12 protein-coding genes are annotated in these 18,652 nt (G+C 45.9%); 8 read left to right on the top strand and 4 right to left on the bottom strand.

The genetic code is table 11. The features are described from left to right. Positions 1-233 precede the first annotated feature (233 nt). Together NDA03_RS18480 and NDA03_RS18475 are read left to right on the top strand one after the other, a co-directional pair. Positions 234-1,028 (top strand): alpha/beta hydrolase, encoded by a 795-nt coding sequence (locus NDA03_RS18480; protein ID WP_348238803.1) that lies wholly within the window; start codon positions 234-236, stop codon positions 1,026-1,028. 197 nt (positions 1,029-1,225) lie between these two features. Beyond that, positions 1,226-2,605, top strand: coding sequence for a DUF3370 domain-containing protein (locus NDA03_RS18475; protein WP_348238807.1), 1,380 nt, complete (start codon positions 1,226-1,228; stop codon positions 2,603-2,605). 19 nt (positions 2,606-2,624) lie between these two features. On the opposite strand, the gene NDA03_RS18470 is transcribed toward NDA03_RS18475, so the two are convergent. Then, positions 2,625-3,167 (bottom strand): hypothetical protein, encoded by a 543-nt coding sequence (locus NDA03_RS18470; protein ID WP_190435517.1) that lies wholly within the window; start codon positions 3,165-3,167, stop codon positions 2,625-2,627. Positions 3,168-3,755: 588 nt separating this feature from the next. On the opposite strand from NDA03_RS18470, the gene NDA03_RS18465 reads away from it, so the two are divergent. From NDA03_RS18465 to NDA03_RS18440, 6 genes are all read left to right on the top strand, one after another. Further along, entirely contained in the window at positions 3,756-9,140 is a 5,385-nt protein-coding gene (locus NDA03_RS18465) for a CHAT domain-containing protein (RefSeq protein WP_348238802.1), read from the top strand. Positions 9,141-9,376: 236 nt separating this feature from the next. After that, positions 9,377-9,820: an STAS domain-containing protein gene (locus NDA03_RS18460; RefSeq protein ID WP_242036984.1), complete on the top strand. Its 444-nt coding sequence runs from the start codon at positions 9,377-9,379 to the stop codon at positions 9,818-9,820. Positions 9,821-10,009: 189 nt separating this feature from the next. Then, complete coding sequence (gene sufU, locus NDA03_RS18455) at positions 10,010-10,492, top strand: Fe-S cluster assembly sulfur transfer protein SufU (protein WP_190411233.1); 483 nt, start codon at positions 10,010-10,012, stop codon at positions 10,490-10,492. Positions 10,493-10,498: 6 nt separating this feature from the next. Continuing rightward, positions 10,499-11,020: a Ycf51 family protein gene (locus NDA03_RS18450; protein WP_190411136.1), complete on the top strand. Its 522-nt coding sequence runs from the start codon at positions 10,499-10,501 to the stop codon at positions 11,018-11,020. 205 nt (positions 11,021-11,225) lie between these two features. Beyond that, positions 11,226-12,410: an iron-containing alcohol dehydrogenase family protein gene (locus NDA03_RS18445; RefSeq protein WP_190426732.1), complete on the top strand. Its 1,185-nt coding sequence runs from the start codon at positions 11,226-11,228 to the stop codon at positions 12,408-12,410. A 137-nt stretch (positions 12,411-12,547) separates the two neighbouring features. After that, the gene (locus tag NDA03_RS18440; protein WP_348238801.1) at positions 12,548-13,765 is read left to right on the top strand and encodes an aspartate aminotransferase; all 1,218 of its coding nucleotides are present in this window, start codon (positions 12,548-12,550) and stop codon (positions 13,763-13,765) included. Between the two features lie 278 nt (positions 13,766-14,043). Here NDA03_RS18440 and NDA03_RS18435 read toward each other — a convergent pair whose 3' ends face one another. The 3 genes from NDA03_RS18435 to NDA03_RS18425 all read right to left on the bottom strand — a co-directional run bounded on the left by NDA03_RS18435 (position 14,044) and on the right by NDA03_RS18425 (position 18,580). After that, the gene (locus NDA03_RS18435) at positions 14,044-14,595 is read right to left on the bottom strand and encodes a hypothetical protein (protein WP_348238800.1); all 552 of its coding nucleotides are present in this window, start codon (positions 14,593-14,595) and stop codon (positions 14,044-14,046) included. A gap of 416 nt (positions 14,596-15,011) precedes the next feature. Then, a complete protein-coding gene (locus NDA03_RS18430) occupies positions 15,012-15,281 on the bottom strand; it encodes a ChaB family protein (RefSeq protein ID WP_190428293.1) in 270 nt (89 codons plus the stop codon). Between the two features lie 389 nt (positions 15,282-15,670). Continuing rightward, positions 15,671-18,580: a right-handed parallel beta-helix repeat-containing protein gene (locus tag NDA03_RS18425; RefSeq protein ID WP_348238799.1), complete on the bottom strand. Its 2,910-nt coding sequence runs from the start codon at positions 18,578-18,580 to the stop codon at positions 15,671-15,673. Positions 18,581-18,652: the final 72 nt, after the last annotated feature.

Here is an 18,652-nt window from a genome sequence, read left to right as displayed (position 1 = left end):
ACTGCTTTGTCAACATTCTCTGCGGATTGATTGCCTACTGCCATCAACCGAAGAAGCCAGCGATTGCCATTGACCACAACTTGCTGCCTTCGGCTTAACCCGAACTGACGTTACTTTAGACAGACGAGAAAACTAGGCAAGAATTGTTAAGTTATGTAACATCCTCTAATTAGGCACTTTTGACAAATGCCTAAATTAGTGCTTACTGTCTCAAAAAATTGAAGGTCAATTCAGTGAAAAGCAAATTCATCGAAAAGCAAGTTAATTTTGATAACTGTTGTATTTCCTACTATGAAGGAGGAATTGCCTCAAATTTAGATCCGATACTTTTTATACACGGATGGGGAGTATTAGTTGAACCTTATCAAGAAAGCTTAGATATTTTATCTGAGCGTTATCAGGTAATCGCGCCGGTTTTACCAGGTTTAGGGAACTCAACCGCACCTGAAACAATTCAAAATTCTAATGACTATGCAAAGATTATCGGTAATTTTGTAAAAAAGTTAAATTTAAAGAAAGTTCATGTAGTTGGACATTCACTAGGAGGCGCAATTGCCATAGCATTGGCAGCTTTGATGCCGTCGATTGTCCGCAGCCTCATCGTCGTAGACAGTACAGGGATTCCTCTGGGTTCTATACCGGAAGTTGTATTGAAAAGGGCAATTGAAATGCCTGCACAATCTTGGCAAATGAAGCTTCAGCCGGTTAGTGCTATTTTTAAAAACTTGTTTTATAACAGCTTATTTAACCTGGAAAACACAATAAAGATGGGATTCATCGCGTTACAAGAAGATATCAGACCAATTTTACCAAATGTTGAATCCCCTTGTTTAATTTTGTGGGGAGAAAACGATGTTCTAACTCCGGTAAAATTTGCCCAAAAGTTATCACAAGGAATCAAAGGTTCTAAATTAAAAGTGGTAGAGGAAGGATACCACGAATGGAACCTGTTTTTTCCAGATAAATTTACAACGATTACCTTTGAATTTCTTGCAGAAATTGAGGAGATGTTATTGATAAAGGCATGATCTTCTCTGGGCTTTCGCATACCCTTCGGGAAGGCTTACGCCTACGGGCGACAATTTCTGGTTCCAATCGCTGATTTAGCGACTGCGAAAGCCCCTCCTTCCTGCGTGAATTGCCTCAGTTAGAAGAATAGGGGTGCGATCACATCCGACAGCGGAGAAAATGGTGAGTGCTAACCGTGAGACTCCGAAATCGCTTCATGCTGACTTTTTTGCCGCTTTTTCTTCTCGCGCAAACAAATCCGATCCCGACACCTGTACCCCCTGCACCACCACTTGAGGTCGTGCAACCGCAGGAAGTTCGCGCTTTACCGGGCAAACTGGATGATGTGCCAGTTTTTAATAGCAACAGCCCGGAATTAGTCCAGACACAGGGAATTTTACTTTCAACCTTTCCCCCCAGCAAAAAAAGCACCTCGGCGGCTCATTTAAATTTTCCCTTCCAAGGGCGTTTTGATGTGTTTGCCCATCATATTGCTAAGCCGCCGACGCCGGAAGACTTACGGACTTTATACTTGGGAATAATCGTGCATAATCCCGGTAAGCAACCCGTCACGGTGGATATCTTGCAAGCCGCCAGTTATCTGAGTCAACCAGATGCGCCGTTTGTTCCAATGCCGTCGGTTATTGAGAATCCCTTGGGTACCGTGTATGCTGGCCCTGGCGATCGCGTCAGTAATGATATTTTGCGAGAACAGCGTCAAGCTGATTTTCCCCCTCAGTTGACAATTCCGCCGGGGGAAAGCCGGATGTTGATGAATCATCCGATTCCTGTAAAGACGCTAACGCCGCCACTGAATGGTCGCTCAACATTAATGCGGTTGCGGAGCAATGCCAAAGTTTATATGGCTAGTTTAGCGATGTATGCGCGTCAAAATCCCAATAAGAGCGAACGCGCACCGACGCTGGAAGAATGGCAGACACTTCTGAATTCTGGTAATTTAGCACAGCCGCGCGATCGCGTTCCGACCCCTCCGGAAGCAAATAAGGGGCAACTGATCTACGGTCGTGTTGCCGGTGTTGCTCAAGGTTCGCAGTGGAAAGCCAGACTGGTAGAAAGACCGGGTGCAGTGAACCTGAGCATTCCCCAACCAGGAAAAGCGTTTTCCTATAGCCTCAGCACGGTTCCTCGCGGCACTCTCGGCACCGAACGAGTGCAAAGTGCCCCCATGTTGGTGCGCTACCCAGATACAGCTTATATGGCTCACGGTAACTATGGAGTGCAATACAGCCTCACCTTGCCGTTGATGAACGATACAAACGACAGCCAGACTGTAACCTTGGCAATACAGACACCAATCAAACAGGATCGCTTGCAAGGAGGACTGCGTTTTCTAGAACCACCGCCTCAGCAAGTTTTTTTCCGGGGCACCGTCCAGATCCAATACACTGATGACCGAGGCTTACCGCAAATTCGTTACGTGCATTTAGTTCAACGGCGCGGTCAGCAAGGCGAACCTTTGATAACCTTGAAGATGCTACCGGGCGATCGCCGACTGGTAAAAGTCGATTTTATTTATCCCCCAGACGCCACGCCGCCGCAGGTTTTAACGGTTAGAACCTTGGAAAAGACTTCCTGAAACCTTGTAACTTAGCCTTTTATCTGCGGGATAATCCCTGACCGCGATTGACATAGGTCTGGACGTTCCGCAGTGCTTGGCTAGCATAATAATCGCCCGGACGCTGCTTTAATGCCCTTTGGAAATTAATCAGCGCGGTGTGATAATCGCCTTTCTTGGAAGCCTCGTAGCCAACTCTCATGTATTTGTCATAGTTTGTTGCTGCTGGGGCACTTGCTGGCGGGGGATCTTGCCCTTTTAAATAGTCTGTAATATTCCAATAAGCGAGTGTGGCATAACGGTCAGTTGGGCGTTCGGCAAGTGCTGACCGGAAGTAAGACAAAGCAGCTGGATAATCTTTTCTTTGTGTCGCTGCATACCCCAGTCTCATGTACTGGTCATAGGCATATTCAGCACCATAAGTCGGGGTTCCATCGGGAGCCGTTGCCGGTGTGGGAACCACAGTCTGTGTGGGTTGAGGAACAGCGACGGTTGTTGTCTGAGCTTGGGTTCGTTGGGCGGGGACAACGAAAGCGATCGCTAGGAAAGCCGGTAATATTTTTATCCAATTTGTTAGTTTCATATTGTTTCTCTTTTTTGTTTTCCCCCTCTTTTCTACAGAGGTATATATTCATAGAATGCCACCTATTTTTTCTAGCTACCTCTGCCACAAGTCAGGGAAAAACTCGAACTAGGGACACTCCTCTCGATAGAAATTTGGCATTTGTTCGCTGCATTTATAAGCAATCCACGCAAACTTTATTTAAGTCCCGTTCGCTCAAACATAGAGTTAACGGTTAGCGCAAACCACTCTATAGCAATCCATTTAAGTCATGAGATTCTACCAGTTCATATTCCCAGGCTTCTTTGTGATGTCGGGAATCTCAGCTTTACAAATTCTTGAAGACGATTATATTTACAATCAACGAGTAATTCTTCGGAATCAAACTAACTTTTTTATAAAGATTTGATGAAGATTGAGTAAAGATACGTAAAAGAAGAGTCATTTTAAAAAAGCAGTGTTTATAATGTTGGTGAAATTGCTAAAAAAGTAAAAAATAAATAGCTGCAAGCAAAAATAAGTTAACGCTTGACTAAAAGTTAAGCGTTATTCTTGCAGCCAAAAAAATTTTAAGTTTTGCAAAATTAGATAATCCTGAGCGAGAATCCTATGAATGTGGTGAGAAGCATCGGTCGGTTGCTGGTAGTTTTTCCTTTGGTAGGAGCGATTAATACCCAAGCAGCACACGGGCAATCCATTGTCCCAGCGAGTGACGGCACTGGCAGCAATGTTGTCCTTGAGGGCGATCGCTTCGACATCAGTGGCGGACAGCAATCTGGAGCGAATCTTTTCCACAGCTTTGAGAAATTTGGACTGAACTCAAACGAGATTGCGAACTTTCTCTCCCAACCAGAGATTCAAAATATCCTGGGTCGCGTTGTTGGTGGAGATGCCTCCATGATTAATGGACTGATTCAGGTAACAGGCGGGAATTCTAACCTCTTCTTGATGAATCCCGCAGGCATTATCTTCGGCGCAGGAGCCAGCCTCAACGTGCCTGCTTCCTTCACCGCGACAACAGCAACCGGAATTGGGATTGGCTCAAATTGGTTCAATGCAGCAGGTTCTAACAACTACGCCGCACTGACAGGAAACCCCAATGCTTTTGCTTTTGCCACCAGTCAGCCAGGAGCCATTATCAACGCTGGTAACCTCAGCTTACAGCCGGGACAAAACTTCTTAACTTTACTGGGTGGCACAGTTATCAGTACCGGGCAACTCTCCGCACCAGGGGGTAACATTACCGTAGCCGCCATCCCTGGTGAAAGTGTAGTCCGCATCACTCACCAAGGACTACTGCTAAGTTTGGATATTCAACCCCTGGCAACCGCAGTCACTCAACCTGAAAACTGGACATTGCCAATTCCCACATTACCCCAACTGCTGACTGGTGGAAGTGGAGGCAATGCTACCGGAGTGACAGTTAAAAACGGACAGGTAGAACTAATCGGATCTGGCATTCAGGTAGAAAACGGGGATATCGTCGCCAAGAACGTGACAGCCGAGTCAGCACAGCTATCTGCCAACAACAATCTAACCTTAGTCGAAAGCCAGCTAAAGACGACGGGAAATATGCAATTGCTGGCGCAAGATACAGTACGAGTCCGAGACACCCAAGCGAATCCTGTTTTACTTCAGGCAGGAGGGGATCTACTCATTCAAGGCAATTTAGGAGTTGATATCTTTGCCTTAAATCATCCGGCAAGTGGTGTAGTTTCTGGTAAAAATACACTGTTGCGCGCTCCGAACCCAGTTATCGGTGACGCTCATTTCACAACAGGTGGCAGCTTCAAAATTGAGCAATTAGATGGAAGCGTGGGGAATCTATCAAGTCCGAACGACCCGATTATTCTAGCCGCTGGAGATGTGACTCTCGGAGACTATGAGGGAGCTTCACTCCATATTTTGGCTGGAGGTAGCGTCACGTTGGGCAATGTCACAATTACTGGTACAGACTCAACAACAGATACGATTAATCCTGACAATCCCGATCTTTTCCTTAAAAAACTGGCAAATTTCACCTTGTCCAATGGGACGGAGGTAATAATTAATGGCAGCGCTAAACCTACGTTAGATATTCGAGCTGGAATCAATTGGGAGTCGTTAGGTAAGATACCAACAAATAGCGTTATTCCGGCTTCTGCATTCGATCCATTGACAACCCCTAATTCTCAACCCGTTTTCGCTGGAACAAAAACAGATGCGAGTATTGTAATTGCTGGAGACATTGAGATAACTCAGCCAGATGGAGTTATTCTTTTAACAAATCGCTATTCTCCTAACACGTCATCTAGCGGAGAAATCCGAGTTGACGGTTCTATTAATAATAACAATTCAGATTCTTTAAATAATGTCGGTGCAGTTTTACTTGATTCACGAACAAGCATCTTAACAGAAGACATTAATACTTATGATGGTTCTGTAGGTTTATCTGCCATAGGAAACATCACATCAGGAAATATCTTCACGGGTGGACTTGATGGCTCCGGTGATAGTGCTGTAGTTTTGTCTTCTACAGCAGGCAATATTGTGGTCAATAGCATTGATGCGGGGAGTGGCGGAATTGATATTAAAGCCGCTGGTCTTTTCCAAGCTAAGGGTGCTTTTAATCCTGAATATAATTTAGAGCAAGAAATTAACCCTAAAGACGATCCAGAATTAGAGGAGTTTCTTACAAGCAAAGATGTTAAATCAGATTCAATAACAGTAGTTACAAGAGATATGCAATCTAGTTTGCATGCTAGACCGAGTAGCAACAAAACTGAAGAAGAAAGTAATGCCCCGATTAGTATCCGGTATGGAGGTGCAACCGGAGAACCAATTATATCAAAATTTGATATTTATACTTTCGGAGGTTCAAAAACTGGCAAAGGTAGCATTTTTATCCAAGGTGGAAACTTTATTGTGGGACCTGGAATCAAGGAAGGCGACGAAGCCTTTAAACCAGCTAAACCAGACCTTCCTTATGATGATTTTAATAAAAATGATAATTTTAACTTTAAAGAAGACGAATTTGCATTGATTAAAAATGAAAAATACACACCTCTTGATTTTGGTTCAAATCAGTTTCCCAATAATGTTAGCGGTACGGTGGGAGCTATCACCGTAGGAGCTGGAAGTAACAATTTCTTTTATGGGTCCACTCAAAATATCTCTTTTTCTCCAAGCGTCCAAAACCCCAACCCTACTACAAATCCTAACCCTAACCCTAACCCTAATCCGAATACGGACACTGGTATTAAACCGAATACTGGGAGTGGCAACAACACAAATATTGGTACTAATATCGTTGCCAACGCAAATACTGGCACCAACACTAATACGAATACTAGCAATGGCACCAGCACGAATAGTAATAGCGATACTGCTACTGATGGATCTGACAATCTCACAACAGATATACAACTCATTGCGCTGAGAAATGACGCTTCTAATTCGAGCTTATCGGATTCGAGCGATCGCGTTCTTGTCTTTGATAACAGCCTCAAAAGCAGCTTAGATGCACGTCATGCGAACCGGGTAACGCGCAACAGCGATGGAACGCTAAAATTGTCAACGACTGAAGCATCTGCTGTGTGCGCTGCACAACTGCAAGATCCGCGACGGAGAAACCTGCAACTACGAGATCCGCGTTGTTTGCAAGAACAACCCGCCGCACCAATCGCATCAGCGTCAGCTCAAAATAGCCGCAAAGTGACGGCAGATCAACTGTTACAGCAAGGCTTTGAACAATATCAGCCGAATAAGGTTGAATCGGCTGTCCAGTCTTGGCAACAGGCATTAAGAATTTACCAGGAACTCAAAGACGTTCCGGGGGAAGTTGCAGCTAGAGGGGTTCTGGGTGCGGCTTCTCTGGTTCAGGAAAACTATCAGGATGCGATCGCGCTGTTAGAGCCATTCTTGACAATGGAACCGGGAAATGGCAATTCCACTAAGAAAGCGCAAGCCCTTTCAAATCTGGGAATTGCTTACAAAGCGGTAGGCAACTATGCAAGCGCGATCGCATCTCATCAGCAAGCTTTGACGATTATGCAGGAAACCAAAGACCGTCAGGGAGAGGGTCAGGTTTCAGTCAATTTAGGCAATACTTACGAAGCTTTGGGTGAATATGACAAAGCAATTCAGTCTTATCAACAAAGTTTAACGATTGCGCGAGAAATTAAAGATCCCTCAGCGGAAGGGAGAGCATTAGGAAATCTGGGAGCTATTTACGCTAATTTGGGCAAGTCTCAGCAAGCCCTTCAGTCTTACGAACAGAGTTTAGCGATCGCGCGACAAATTAGCGACAAGGAAGGACAAGGAAGCACCCTAGCCAATCTCGGATCTGCTTATCATGTTCAGGGCGAATTTACTAAGGCTCTCGATTATTATCAGCAGAGTTTTGCGATCGCAAAAGAAATTAGCAATCGCGAGTTACAGCACAAGGCACTCGGAAATTTAGGAATTGCTTATGAGGATTTAGGCGACTACCCCAAAGCAATTGAACATCACCAGAAGAGCTTGGAAATTGCGCGATCGCTGGGTGACAAACGAGGAGAGGGGGCGGCTCTCAATAACCTGGGACATACGCTATTTGCTTCCGGCAAACTCCCAGAAGCCGAGAAAAAACTCCGTGATGCCGTTGAGGTTATGGAATCTCTGCGACCAGGATTAAATGATATCCAAAATGTCTCAGTTTTCGATACGCAAGTTCTGACTTACAACCTATTGCAACAAATCCTGATTGCCCAGAAAAAAGAAGATTTGGCTCTGGAAATTTCCGAACGGGGACGTGCCCGTGCCTTTGTAGAATTACTGCAACAGCGATTATCCCCTGAAGCTTCGGCTCGATCCCAAACTAATTTAAATCCTCCAACCATCGCACAAATTAAAAAAATTGCCAAAGAACAAAATGCCACGCTAGTTGAATATTCAATTGTCCCTGAAGAAGAATTCAAAGTTCAAGGTAAACTCAGAGGTCAGGCATCAGAACTCTTTATTTGGGTCGTTCAGCCTACAGGTAAAGTAGCGTTTCGCCGAGTTGACTTGAAACCGCTGCGACAGCAAAATAATTCCTTTGAAGAATTGCTAGCGAATAGTCGCATTGTATACGGTCCCAATATTCACAAAGGAGAAACTGCTAGAGCGCAACTTCATCAAGTGTTGATTGAGCCAATTGCTGATTTTCTGCCGAAAGACGCAAATTCCCACGTAATATTTATCCCGCAAGGTGGGCTATTTTTGTTGCCTTTCCCGGCGCTAAAAGCTCCGAATGGCAAATACTTAATCGAGCAACACACAATCCTAACCGCTCCAGCCATTGAGGTGCTAGACCTCACTCAGCAACAACAGCAACGTGTAGAAGGGTTGCATAGAACATCTCTAGATAGTAAAAACGTCCTAGTGGTGGGAAATCCGACGATGCCCAAGATGCCTACTACTAAAGCTGGACAAACGCCTCAGCCACTAGCACCGTTACCGGGTGCCGAACGGGAAGCGCTGACGATTGCTAAACTCTTGAACACTCAAGCGATTGTGGGTGACAAAGCAACCAAAGTTGAGATTGTGCAACAGATGCCCCAGGCGCGGGTAATTCATCTAGCGACGCACGGCTTACTGGATGATATTCAAGAATTAGGCATTCCTGGCGCGATCGCTCTGGCTCCATCCAAGAACGATAATGGATTCCTCACTGCTGGAGAAATCTTTGACCTGAAGCTAAATGCTGAACTTGTAGTGTTGAGTGCTTGTCACACGGGACGCGGCAAAATCACCGGCGATGGCGTCATCGGTTTGTCGCGATCGCTTATTTCATCGGGAGTACCCAGCGCGATCGTATCCCTGTGGGCGGTTCCTGACGAGCCGACGACCCTTCTCATGACAGAGTTTTACCGAACTGTGCAAAAAAACCCGAATAAAGCCCAGGCATTGCGCTTCGCAATGCTAGCGACGATGAAACAACATCCAGAGCCACTCAACTGGGCAGCTTTTACCCTCATTGGGGAAGCACAGTAATCACTCGCCTTTTTACTTGCGTTAGGGATGCGCGATCGCGGCGCTCTCTTCGCAGGGATTTAGGAGATATCTGCGTAAGCCCTGACAATATTACCGACTGACCGATCGTAAGGGCAAGGCGAAACTTTGCATTACCTTTACGTAACTTGTGCTGTCTTCATCAACTTCATACGAAAAATTACTGAGCTGAGGACTAATCTTTGTAAAGAACCAATTAGTCTACCTCAGCCACAACTATGGGTGTTTCTAGACTTATCAAGTTTTGGCAATCGACCATACTTCTTCCTGAATTGATTTTTTCCTCAGTAATTAAGCGGCAAAAGTCTTGCTGTGAATTTACTGAAGTCCAAAAAAACCTGAAAGCCAGCTCCCGAATTGTGATTCAGCCACAAGGGGTTCTAAATCGCTGTAATGGCGCTTTCTTACAGCAATGGATTGTGAACAACGTCGTACTGGATGCTCCGGCTTTATGCGTGCTAGATATGACCCATATCAACGGGGTGGATAGTTCGGGGCTATTTTCTTTGGTGGCAGGACTCAAAGCAGCCCGGAAACAGCAGTGCCATGTTGTAATTTGTAACTTGCAATCTCCAGTCAAAACACTTTTTGAAGTAGCGCAGCTTGAGGAAATGTTTGATATTGAGGAAAGTTATGAAGCTGCCCTTGCCAAACTGGCTTGACGACTACTTTATCAAGAGTGCCAACAGCCGAACGATTGCAGGCTATAAGGGCACTCTAGCCTGAACTGCGCGGCTAGAAATTTTATCTAAATTCAGCGTTAGGAAGTCAATGCTCGGCTTTCAGCCCTCCGGAAATCAAGCGACACTGATAGGATCGAGATGGATGAATATCGTCTTATCAATCTCGCCATGACTTTGGGCAATCTACGCGACCTTTATCAACAGGTCATTTTAGAACACTACAAGAAGCCACGGCACAAGGGTCAAACCAATCCCGTGCATCGGTCTCAGAGAGGGCACAATCCTTCTTGTGGCGATACCATTGAGCTGACATTGCAGATGAATGCAGCAGGCGACGTCATAGAAGATGTGAAATTTGAAGGAGAAGGCTGCGCGATCGCAATGGCTTCTGCTGACTTGATGGCGGATGCTTTGCGGGGAAAGCAAGTAGATGTAGCGCTGGAAATGGTGGAACGCTTCCAAAACATGATGAAAGGGGAAGCCGAGTTCCCCAAAGAGCAACGCAAGCTGAACGTGATGCAAGGCGTTTCTCAGTTTCCAGTTCGGATCAAATGTGCTAACCTCACCTGGCATACTTTAAAAGCTGCCTTAGAATCACCCAATGGCAATCAGCCAAATGGGTTCGTCAGTAATGAAAAGGAAGACGCTTAAGTTGCCATGTTAACGACTACTTTTTTTCTAGAACTAGCCAAATGGTCGGCGGTTCTTACCATCGCCAGTGCAGTTGTAACCGTGCTGGGGTTTATTTTCCGATGGGGTATTCGGTTTCGGCTGGTGGGTAGCACTGGATTTATGGGTGTGCTAACAGCCGGTTTATTTTCTTTGAGTTTGGTACCGCTTACCCATACAGCAGTTCCAGGTTCGGTTCGCTATAAGTTGGTTTATGACACCGGCGGGGCGCAAACGGTGATTTCCGTACCGCCGACGATTTCCAACGCCCAATTAGATGCAACGATGCGTCAAGCTGCTAGCGATTTGTACTCTTATGGTCGTTTAGGTCGGGCCAAAGACAATTTACTGACCATTCGGGTACGTACCGTTATTCATCCCTCCCCTGGCGCTTCTAAACCGCTTTACTTGGGTGAGGTGAAGCGATCGCTAGCCATCCGGGATGATGAACAGCTTAACATCCAAGTCTTCCCAGAAAACCTGGCACAATTGCCAAAGTCTACCGCGTAATTACGGATCTTTCTCTATTTTCTCTACATTGGGTCTTTCAGAGTCAAAGCGAGGCGGAGCCTAGAAACGAGTGCCTAGAAACGAGTGTTAAATAGGCTGCTGCCTCCCTCAATTACTAAAGTAAAGTTATTAGAGAAATTTGTTATAAATTCTTTCATAAGCAGTATTGAGCAATTCCCTTCTTTAAACTAAAATGGTTGATTCTATGCCCAATCAATCCTTACCAGAGTTGTCTACTCAAACCGCTCCTTCGTTATTTTCGCTGATGGTGGCTCCCGGTCGGGTGCTGCGCGGTCAGAGGGCGCTGGAACAAGCGGGAGACGCGATCGCGACTTTTGGGCGGCGTCCCTTGGTTGTCGGGGGCGATCGCACGCTGTCCGTCACGCTACCCCGATTGCAGCTTGCCCTAAAACAGCAAAAGACAGACATTGCCCAGGCATCTTACAGTCCAGATTGCAGTACGCGATCGCTCGAATCTCTGCGGAAAGCTGTCACCGACCATCAAGCCGACGTAATTATTGGCATCGGCGGTGGCAAAGCATTAGATACCGCAAAACTCCTGGCTCATCAATGCCAGTTGCCAGTCGTCACAATTCCCACCTCAGGGGCGACCTGCGCTGCTTGGACAGCCCTTTCCAACGTCTATTCCGACGAAGGGGCATTTCTCTATGATGTCAGTCTCGATCGGTGCCCGGATTTGCTAGTGCTGGATTACGAGTTAATTCAGACTGCACCGCAACGCACCTTAATTGCCGGGATTGGCGACGCCTTGGCGAAGTGGTACGAAGCTTCTGTCAGCAGCGGTCACTCCGACCAAACTTTGATGATTGCCGCCGTGCAACAAGCGCGAGTGCTGCGGGATATTCTCTTCCAAAAAGCCGCAGCAGCGCTGAAAGAACCGGGTAGTGAAGTTTGGCGAGAAGTCGTAGATGCCTCAGTTTTACTTGCCGGTGTCATCGGTGGTTTAGGTGGTGCCCAGTGTCGTACCGTCGCCGCCCACGCCGTCCACAATGGGTTGACCCATATCCCTGCTGCCCACGGTGCCATACATGGTGAGAAAGTCGCCTATGGCATTCTCGTCCAGTTACGGTTAGAAGAAATGCTGCAAAGCAACCAACTCGCAGCAACCGCAAGGCAACAGTTATTGAAGTTTTACGCCGAAATTGGACTGCCGCAAACTTTGGATGATTTGGGTTTGGGAAATATTACACTGGGGGAATTTCGGCAAGCCGCTGAAATTGCCTGTGCCCCTAACTCGGATATCCACCGGCTACCCTTCCGGGTGGTGCCCGAACAGCTGATGGCGGCAATGGTGTCCACAACCGCACCCGTTGAGGTAGGGCGTCCAAATCTGGGGCTGACCTCAGCGGCGAATCATAATGATGTTTGAATTTCAAAAATTGCAGGTTTAAACGCATTGAAGGTTGAAGAATCTCAAAAGTTGAAAGTTTTAATCAACCTGCCAATCTCCAACCTGCAATCCTGCCTGCCAACCTGCTTTCCTTGCCAACTTTCCTGCCTTAACCAATGACGTTAGATTGGATTAGCCCAGCGGAACGCCTGCAATCACTGCCCCCTTATGTATTTGCCCGTCTGGATGAACTGAAAGCCAGGGCACGCGAACAAGGGCTGGATTTAATTGACTTGGGAATGGGGAATCCAGATGGCCCAGCGCCTCAGCCAGTGATAGACGCCGCGATCGCAGCGTTGCAAAATCCGACAAATCACGGCTATCCCCCCTTTGAAGGGACTCTCAGCTTCCGCCGCGCCATCACTAACTGGTACGGGCGTCGCTATAATGTTGACCTCGATCCAGATAGCGAAGCCTTGCCGCTACTTGGTTCTAAAGAAGGGCTGACTCACCTCGCCTTTGCCTATATCAACCCAGGCGATGTGATTCTGGTACCTAGTCCCTCTTATCCGCCCCATTTTCGCGGGCCAGCGATCGCTGGGGGCAAAATTCACCCGCTGATTCTCAAACCCGAAAATGACTGGTTGATCGATCTCGGTGACATTCCCGATGATATAGCCCAACAAGCAAAGATTCTCTATTTCAACTATCCCAGCAATCCCACTGGCGCAACCGCACCCCGCGAGTTCTTCAAAGATATCGTTGCTTTTGCTAAGAAGCACGAAATCTTACTCGTACATGATTTGTGCTACGCAGAATTAGCTTTTGATGGTTATCAACCAACCAGCTTGTTAGAAATTCCAGGGGCGAAGGAAATCGGCGTCGAGTTTCATACCTTGTCTAAAACTTACAACATGGCAGGCTGGCGCGTTGGCTTTGTCGTAGGCAACCAACACATCATTCAAGGGTTGCGGACACTCAAGACTAATCTGGATTATGGCATCTTTGCCGCCTTGCAATCTGCTGCCGAAACCGCCTTACAACTTCCAGATGTTTATGTCAATCAGGTCTGCGATCGCTATCGCCGTCGCCGCGATTTTCTGATCGAGGGATTTGCTGAGTTGGGTTGGACGGTTCCCAAACCAAAAGCCACCATGTACCTGTGGGTTCCGTGTCCGGTAGGAATGACCTCAACAGATTTTGCCCTCTCTGTCTTGCAACAGACGGGCGTAGTCGTAACTCCCGGAAATGCCTTTGGATCGGGTGGTGAGGGGTATGTGCGGGTGAGTTTGATTGCTGAATGCGATCGCTTAGCTGAAGCTTTGCGGCGTTTCAAAGAAGCCAATATCCGCTATTCATCCGAAAATGAGGGCGCGTTTATCAAGCAGGGATAAAACATCGAAGCTTGAATTTTTGGGTTTAATCTCCAATTTGGAAACTCGGCTATTTCAAAAATAACTAGCGTTATCCTTTAGATGAATTTGCTTGTATAAGTGCAAACTTTAATTAGGGATAAAATTTGTCTGATTTTCTACCGTTCCCAACCCCTCCCTGCCATTTTCTGAGGCTCCGGCACCCCTCCCTGCCTGCGGGGAGGGGTGCAATGTGTTAAAGGGAATTACAAATCATCTACCGTATCGTATCCAGTAGATGATTTTTGTTTGCGCCGCCCTTATTTCAAAGTAAAAGCTTTAGTTTCTGTTACCCTACCACCACCCACCTTGTCATAAATCGTTAGCTGAATTTGGTAAGTTCCCGGTTGAATTTTAGGAGTTGTATTAACAGTGCCATTGGGAGAGGCTGCTACATCATCTTTTAAAGCTGTATGTCCTTTTTCTCCAATTAAGCTCTTTTTCACCAAAATAACTTCGCCCTTGGCATTTTTAACTTCCATATCCATATCTAGCCAGTTTTTCCCATCCTGACCTTTCTTAAATTTGCCAACATTAAGCAAGACTAGCTGAACATCTTCCCCTCTTTTATAAACTCCATCATTGACCGGCACAACTTTTTTATCGGGAGTTTTTCTGACAAGGAAGGATTTTTCAAAAGTCAGTTGAGAAGAAGTCGGTGTAGAGGTAGTTGAAGTCTGAGATGCAGTAGATTTTGGGGAAGGAGAAGCCTGAGAAGTAGTAGAGTTTTCGCCTCCACCACAACCACTGACCAGCGCCATTGAAAACACTACAAGGCCTGTTAATAATAGGTTATTGAATGTTTTTTTCATTATGTTCTACCTCCTTTTATTTTTTTACCTGGTTAATTGATCAACCATTGAGTTGAGACAATTAGCAAGGTTGAGCTAGCTACAACCATAAATTATCATAATTTATTCAAATTTATCTTTTGGGCGCAGTTGCTTTAGTCAACTGGCGACGCGAACAATTTGCTTTCAGACGCCACGATGGAAATTCTTTATTGAATGCACTCTAGTGTAACCCTACCTTATGAACCCAGAGGGAGAGGGGCTAGGGGTGAGGTTCTATCTGAGGGTATTTATCTATATATCGTTCGCTGCACTTAAAACGGTTCATTTTACTGCAAATTAAGCTAAACGTAGACCTATAGGCAAAAGGCGGTCTGTGACTTGCACAGACCGCCTTCTATTGTCAATCAATCTAAACGATTGCTACTTAAAAGCGTTTAATTGCCACCAGACTGAACCGCAGCGCGGGTTACGGGATTTGAATTGTCTTCGTTTATCATTTCAGGAGTCCGCTCCCAGTTGCCATCTTCACCTTGACGGTATTCGCTGTTGATGGTGTTCCACGCAACCTTGCGGGCAGCTTCTTCGTCCATCCCGTCTTCATGGGCACTCTTAAATGCAGCCTGGAAAATCTGCTGAGCAGCCTCAGGCAGTTCTTGGACTTCTGAAGGTAAGTTATTAACTTGTTGATCTGGTTGTTCGGTCATAAACTACTCCTATTATTTTTGCTTGAGATCAATCTTAGAAAGCCAGAGGTACAAATTCCTCGTCCTAGGATGTAGTTATGGCTTCTCGATATACCTATCTGAGGCATTATCTTATGTAAAGTCATTCTGTATCTTGTTACACAACTTCTCCCTACAAATCATCTACTGGCGAATACAGTGGTTCAGATCTCCGGCTTCTTTCTCGAAGTTGGGGATCTCTCCTTCACGAATCATGTAGGATTGCTACGCCTAAATAATTCGCGAACTCCTGTAGAGACGCGATTAATCGCGTCTCTACAGGCACTTCAATTCTCGAATCCCACCTGAAAATGGGGATCTGGGGGATTACACGTGAGATCCGACAAAAGTGAACTGGTATCGTTTACCGATTAAGGGAAACCACAAGTTCCAGCCGATACAGTGGTTCCAGACCAATTGCTAAGATCGCTGACAGAGATATTATTTGTAGACAGCGTTCCCGTTTCTATCTGGATCGCTCCTCCAAAACTGTCATTTAAGAAAAAGTTTCCAATCGTATTATTGCGGGGTTGGAGACAAATTGTATCGCCAGAACCGCTGGTTATTGCTTCGAGATCGCCGATTGCGCTGCCTGTTATGGTGTTAAGCCGGACTCCGGCAAAGATTTTAGCAGTATCGTAGCTGTTGAGGGAAAGCCCGGTAAAAGCATTATCTATAATTTGATTTGATTCACTGAGGAATTGAAGTTGGGCGTTTCCATTGATGCTGGTAAAAATTCCGTAAAATCCATTTTTAGAAATTTGCTGATTGTTAGAAATATTGACTGTTCCTATCGCTGCATCGGAAAGTGCGATATTCACTCCATTATCTTGATTTTCAGCAATGGTGCTATTGGTAATGTTGAAGGTTCCAGAGGTGTTATTTGAGAGAGGTATCCCAATCCCATAAAACCCGTTTTTAGAAATTTGAGTATTAGTGATATTAAACGTTCCAGTCGCGCTATCGTTTAGCTTGATAGAAATTCCATCAAATTGATTGCCTGAGATTGTGCTGTTGGCAATCTCAAATGTCCCCAAAGTATTGGATTCAAGTTCAATATTAATGCCACTAAATTGATTTGCGGTTATTTGGTTATTAGTCAGAGTAAAGGTTCCGGAAGCACTCTCGAACAGTTTTACCTCGACTCCGTCGGCGATGCTCCCGAAGCTGTTACTGCCAGTAATCGTATTCTCTGAGATATTAAAGGTTCCAGTTGCAGTATTGCGAAGTTCAAGATTGATGCCGTCCCCTTCGTTAGCTAAAGCACCATTGTTGGCGATCGTGTTTTTGACAAGAATTAGGTTAACTTGCCCCTGATTATTGTTGAGGGAAAAGCCTTCCAAAGCAGAATTTGCGATCGCATTGTCTTGAATCAGTATCTGCCCGGTCACGTTCTCCAGTAAGATGCCCTCACTGGCAGAATTCGCGATCGCGTTGTCTCGAATAATTGCATTGCTGATGTTGCTTCCAGCGATGCCAGAACCAGTAGTTGTGCTAATGGCAAAACCCGAAAGGGTTGTCGTGTTCCCCATCGTGACCGTTCCTGTCACGTCTGCCAGTATCCCCGCATTAGACAAGGGTAATTGTAAATTGCCGAGTTCCACGGTATCTATACGCTGCACAGGGCCAGTTGAAAGCACTTGCACTTGGTCAGGAATCTTGAAAGCAGGAACCCCAGGATTTGTCCCTGGTTGCACGTAGACAATATCATTGGGTTGAGCCACAACCAAAGCTTCCGCAACCGTTCCAGTCGGATTCTCAAACGTGCCGTTCCCGGTTCCAATTCCCAAATTGACGTGCCGAAATCTCCACGGTTGACCCGTCGCGGGATTTGTGACAAATACCGTATCTTGTACGCTGAAAGACTCAGATTCGGATTGTTCATCGACTACAATATTCGCGTTTCGGGTAACAGATTCCCCCAGACGCGCCAGAACCCGATCTTCTGTTCGTATCCCTCTCGGACGAGTTCCGGGAAAATTCGCCCCCACACTCAGCACCAAATTCGTGCCAAAAGTGGCATCATTTGAGAGCAATAGTCCCAGGCTGAAAGTGTCAGTAGGACGGGCTTCTAACCGAGTCCGCCAGCCCAAAATCTCTGCACTGCCTGGGGCATCATAATAATAAACTCCAGCATAGCCTCGGAGGTCGCCGGTTCGACCTAGCTGGGCGATTTTCACGCCAGCTTCAACATCAAATCCTGCCATCGCTGCTTCAAAATTGCGATCGCGTTGAAGTTGTTGATTTCTAGTTTGACCCAAGAAATTACCCTGAAAGAAAGGGTCTGAAAACGATAAACCTGTAGAAAAAACCCTCTCTTGGGTCAGTTGGCGGGTATCTCCAACCGCAATGTAAGCATTCGCGCGAATATCCCAGTTTTCTCCTAAGCTTTCAAACCCAGCACCCAGTTGATTAAAGTTGCTATTACCCGTGTCGCGGGTATCGAAGGCGACATAGCCACCCAAGATCCGGTTATCTTTGGCACTATAAAAGCGATGTCCTAAAACAATATTGCTGCTTATATGAGAATCTTCCGTTGACAACAGCAATCGACCTTCTAAGAAGGTGAGTTTGTCTGAGTTTTGCCATAGGGGAACAAAGCCTCCAATGCTACCAAAAGAACTTTCATAACCCACACCAGAACCAGTGGTAAATTCAGCGCCGATCCGGGGCAGAAATCGTTGAGAACGAACTCGATCTGATGGTGCTGTTTGTTTAGTGGCAGCGCTAATCTCTTCTGTAGGAGCGGCGTTTTCTGGGGTTAGTATTTCTTGGAGTAACCCTGCTTCGCGCAAAGTCCGAGGAGGTGTTTTTACTTCTGCTAAAGGTTGAGAAATCTCAACCTCCAATGTCTCTGGGGAAGGTACGGCTTTGGAACTAGATTCTGGTGTGGGGAGTGCAGTTTTTACATTAGATATTTGGGCAAGAAAACGCCCTTGTTTTAGCGTGTAAAAAGACGGTTTGGCTAAAGAATTCTGGTCCTCGAAGCTTAAGGCTGCGGGTTCCAACGCGCCTGGTGGGTGTTTTGCTACATCAAGGGTATCGCCAAAGGATGAGTCTACAGTATCGTTATTTAATTCAGGAATGCCATCAGGTAGCTGGAGGATTGTAACGCCTGTAAAGTCTGTTGTCGAGCTTGATGGATTGGGTTTTAAATTAGGTGTTTGGGCGGTAGCAGTTGAAGTTAGCGTTCCTAACAGCAGCAAAATTGTGTAGATGTACGGTGTTGATGTTCTTAGAAGCATTTTCTCTATTAGATTCTGTTCTGGCTTCAGGCTCATATCCACAGCAACTCATTGTCAATAGTTGCCAAATCAGCAGCTTTAAATATTAATTAAAGCTGCTTCCTCATA

Source organism: Trichocoleus sp. Lan, from assembly GCF_039961855.1.
GTDB lineage: Bacteria > Cyanobacteriota > Cyanobacteriia > Cyanobacteriales > FACHB-T130 > FACHB-T130.
This window is presented reverse-complemented; position numbering and strand designations above follow the sequence as displayed.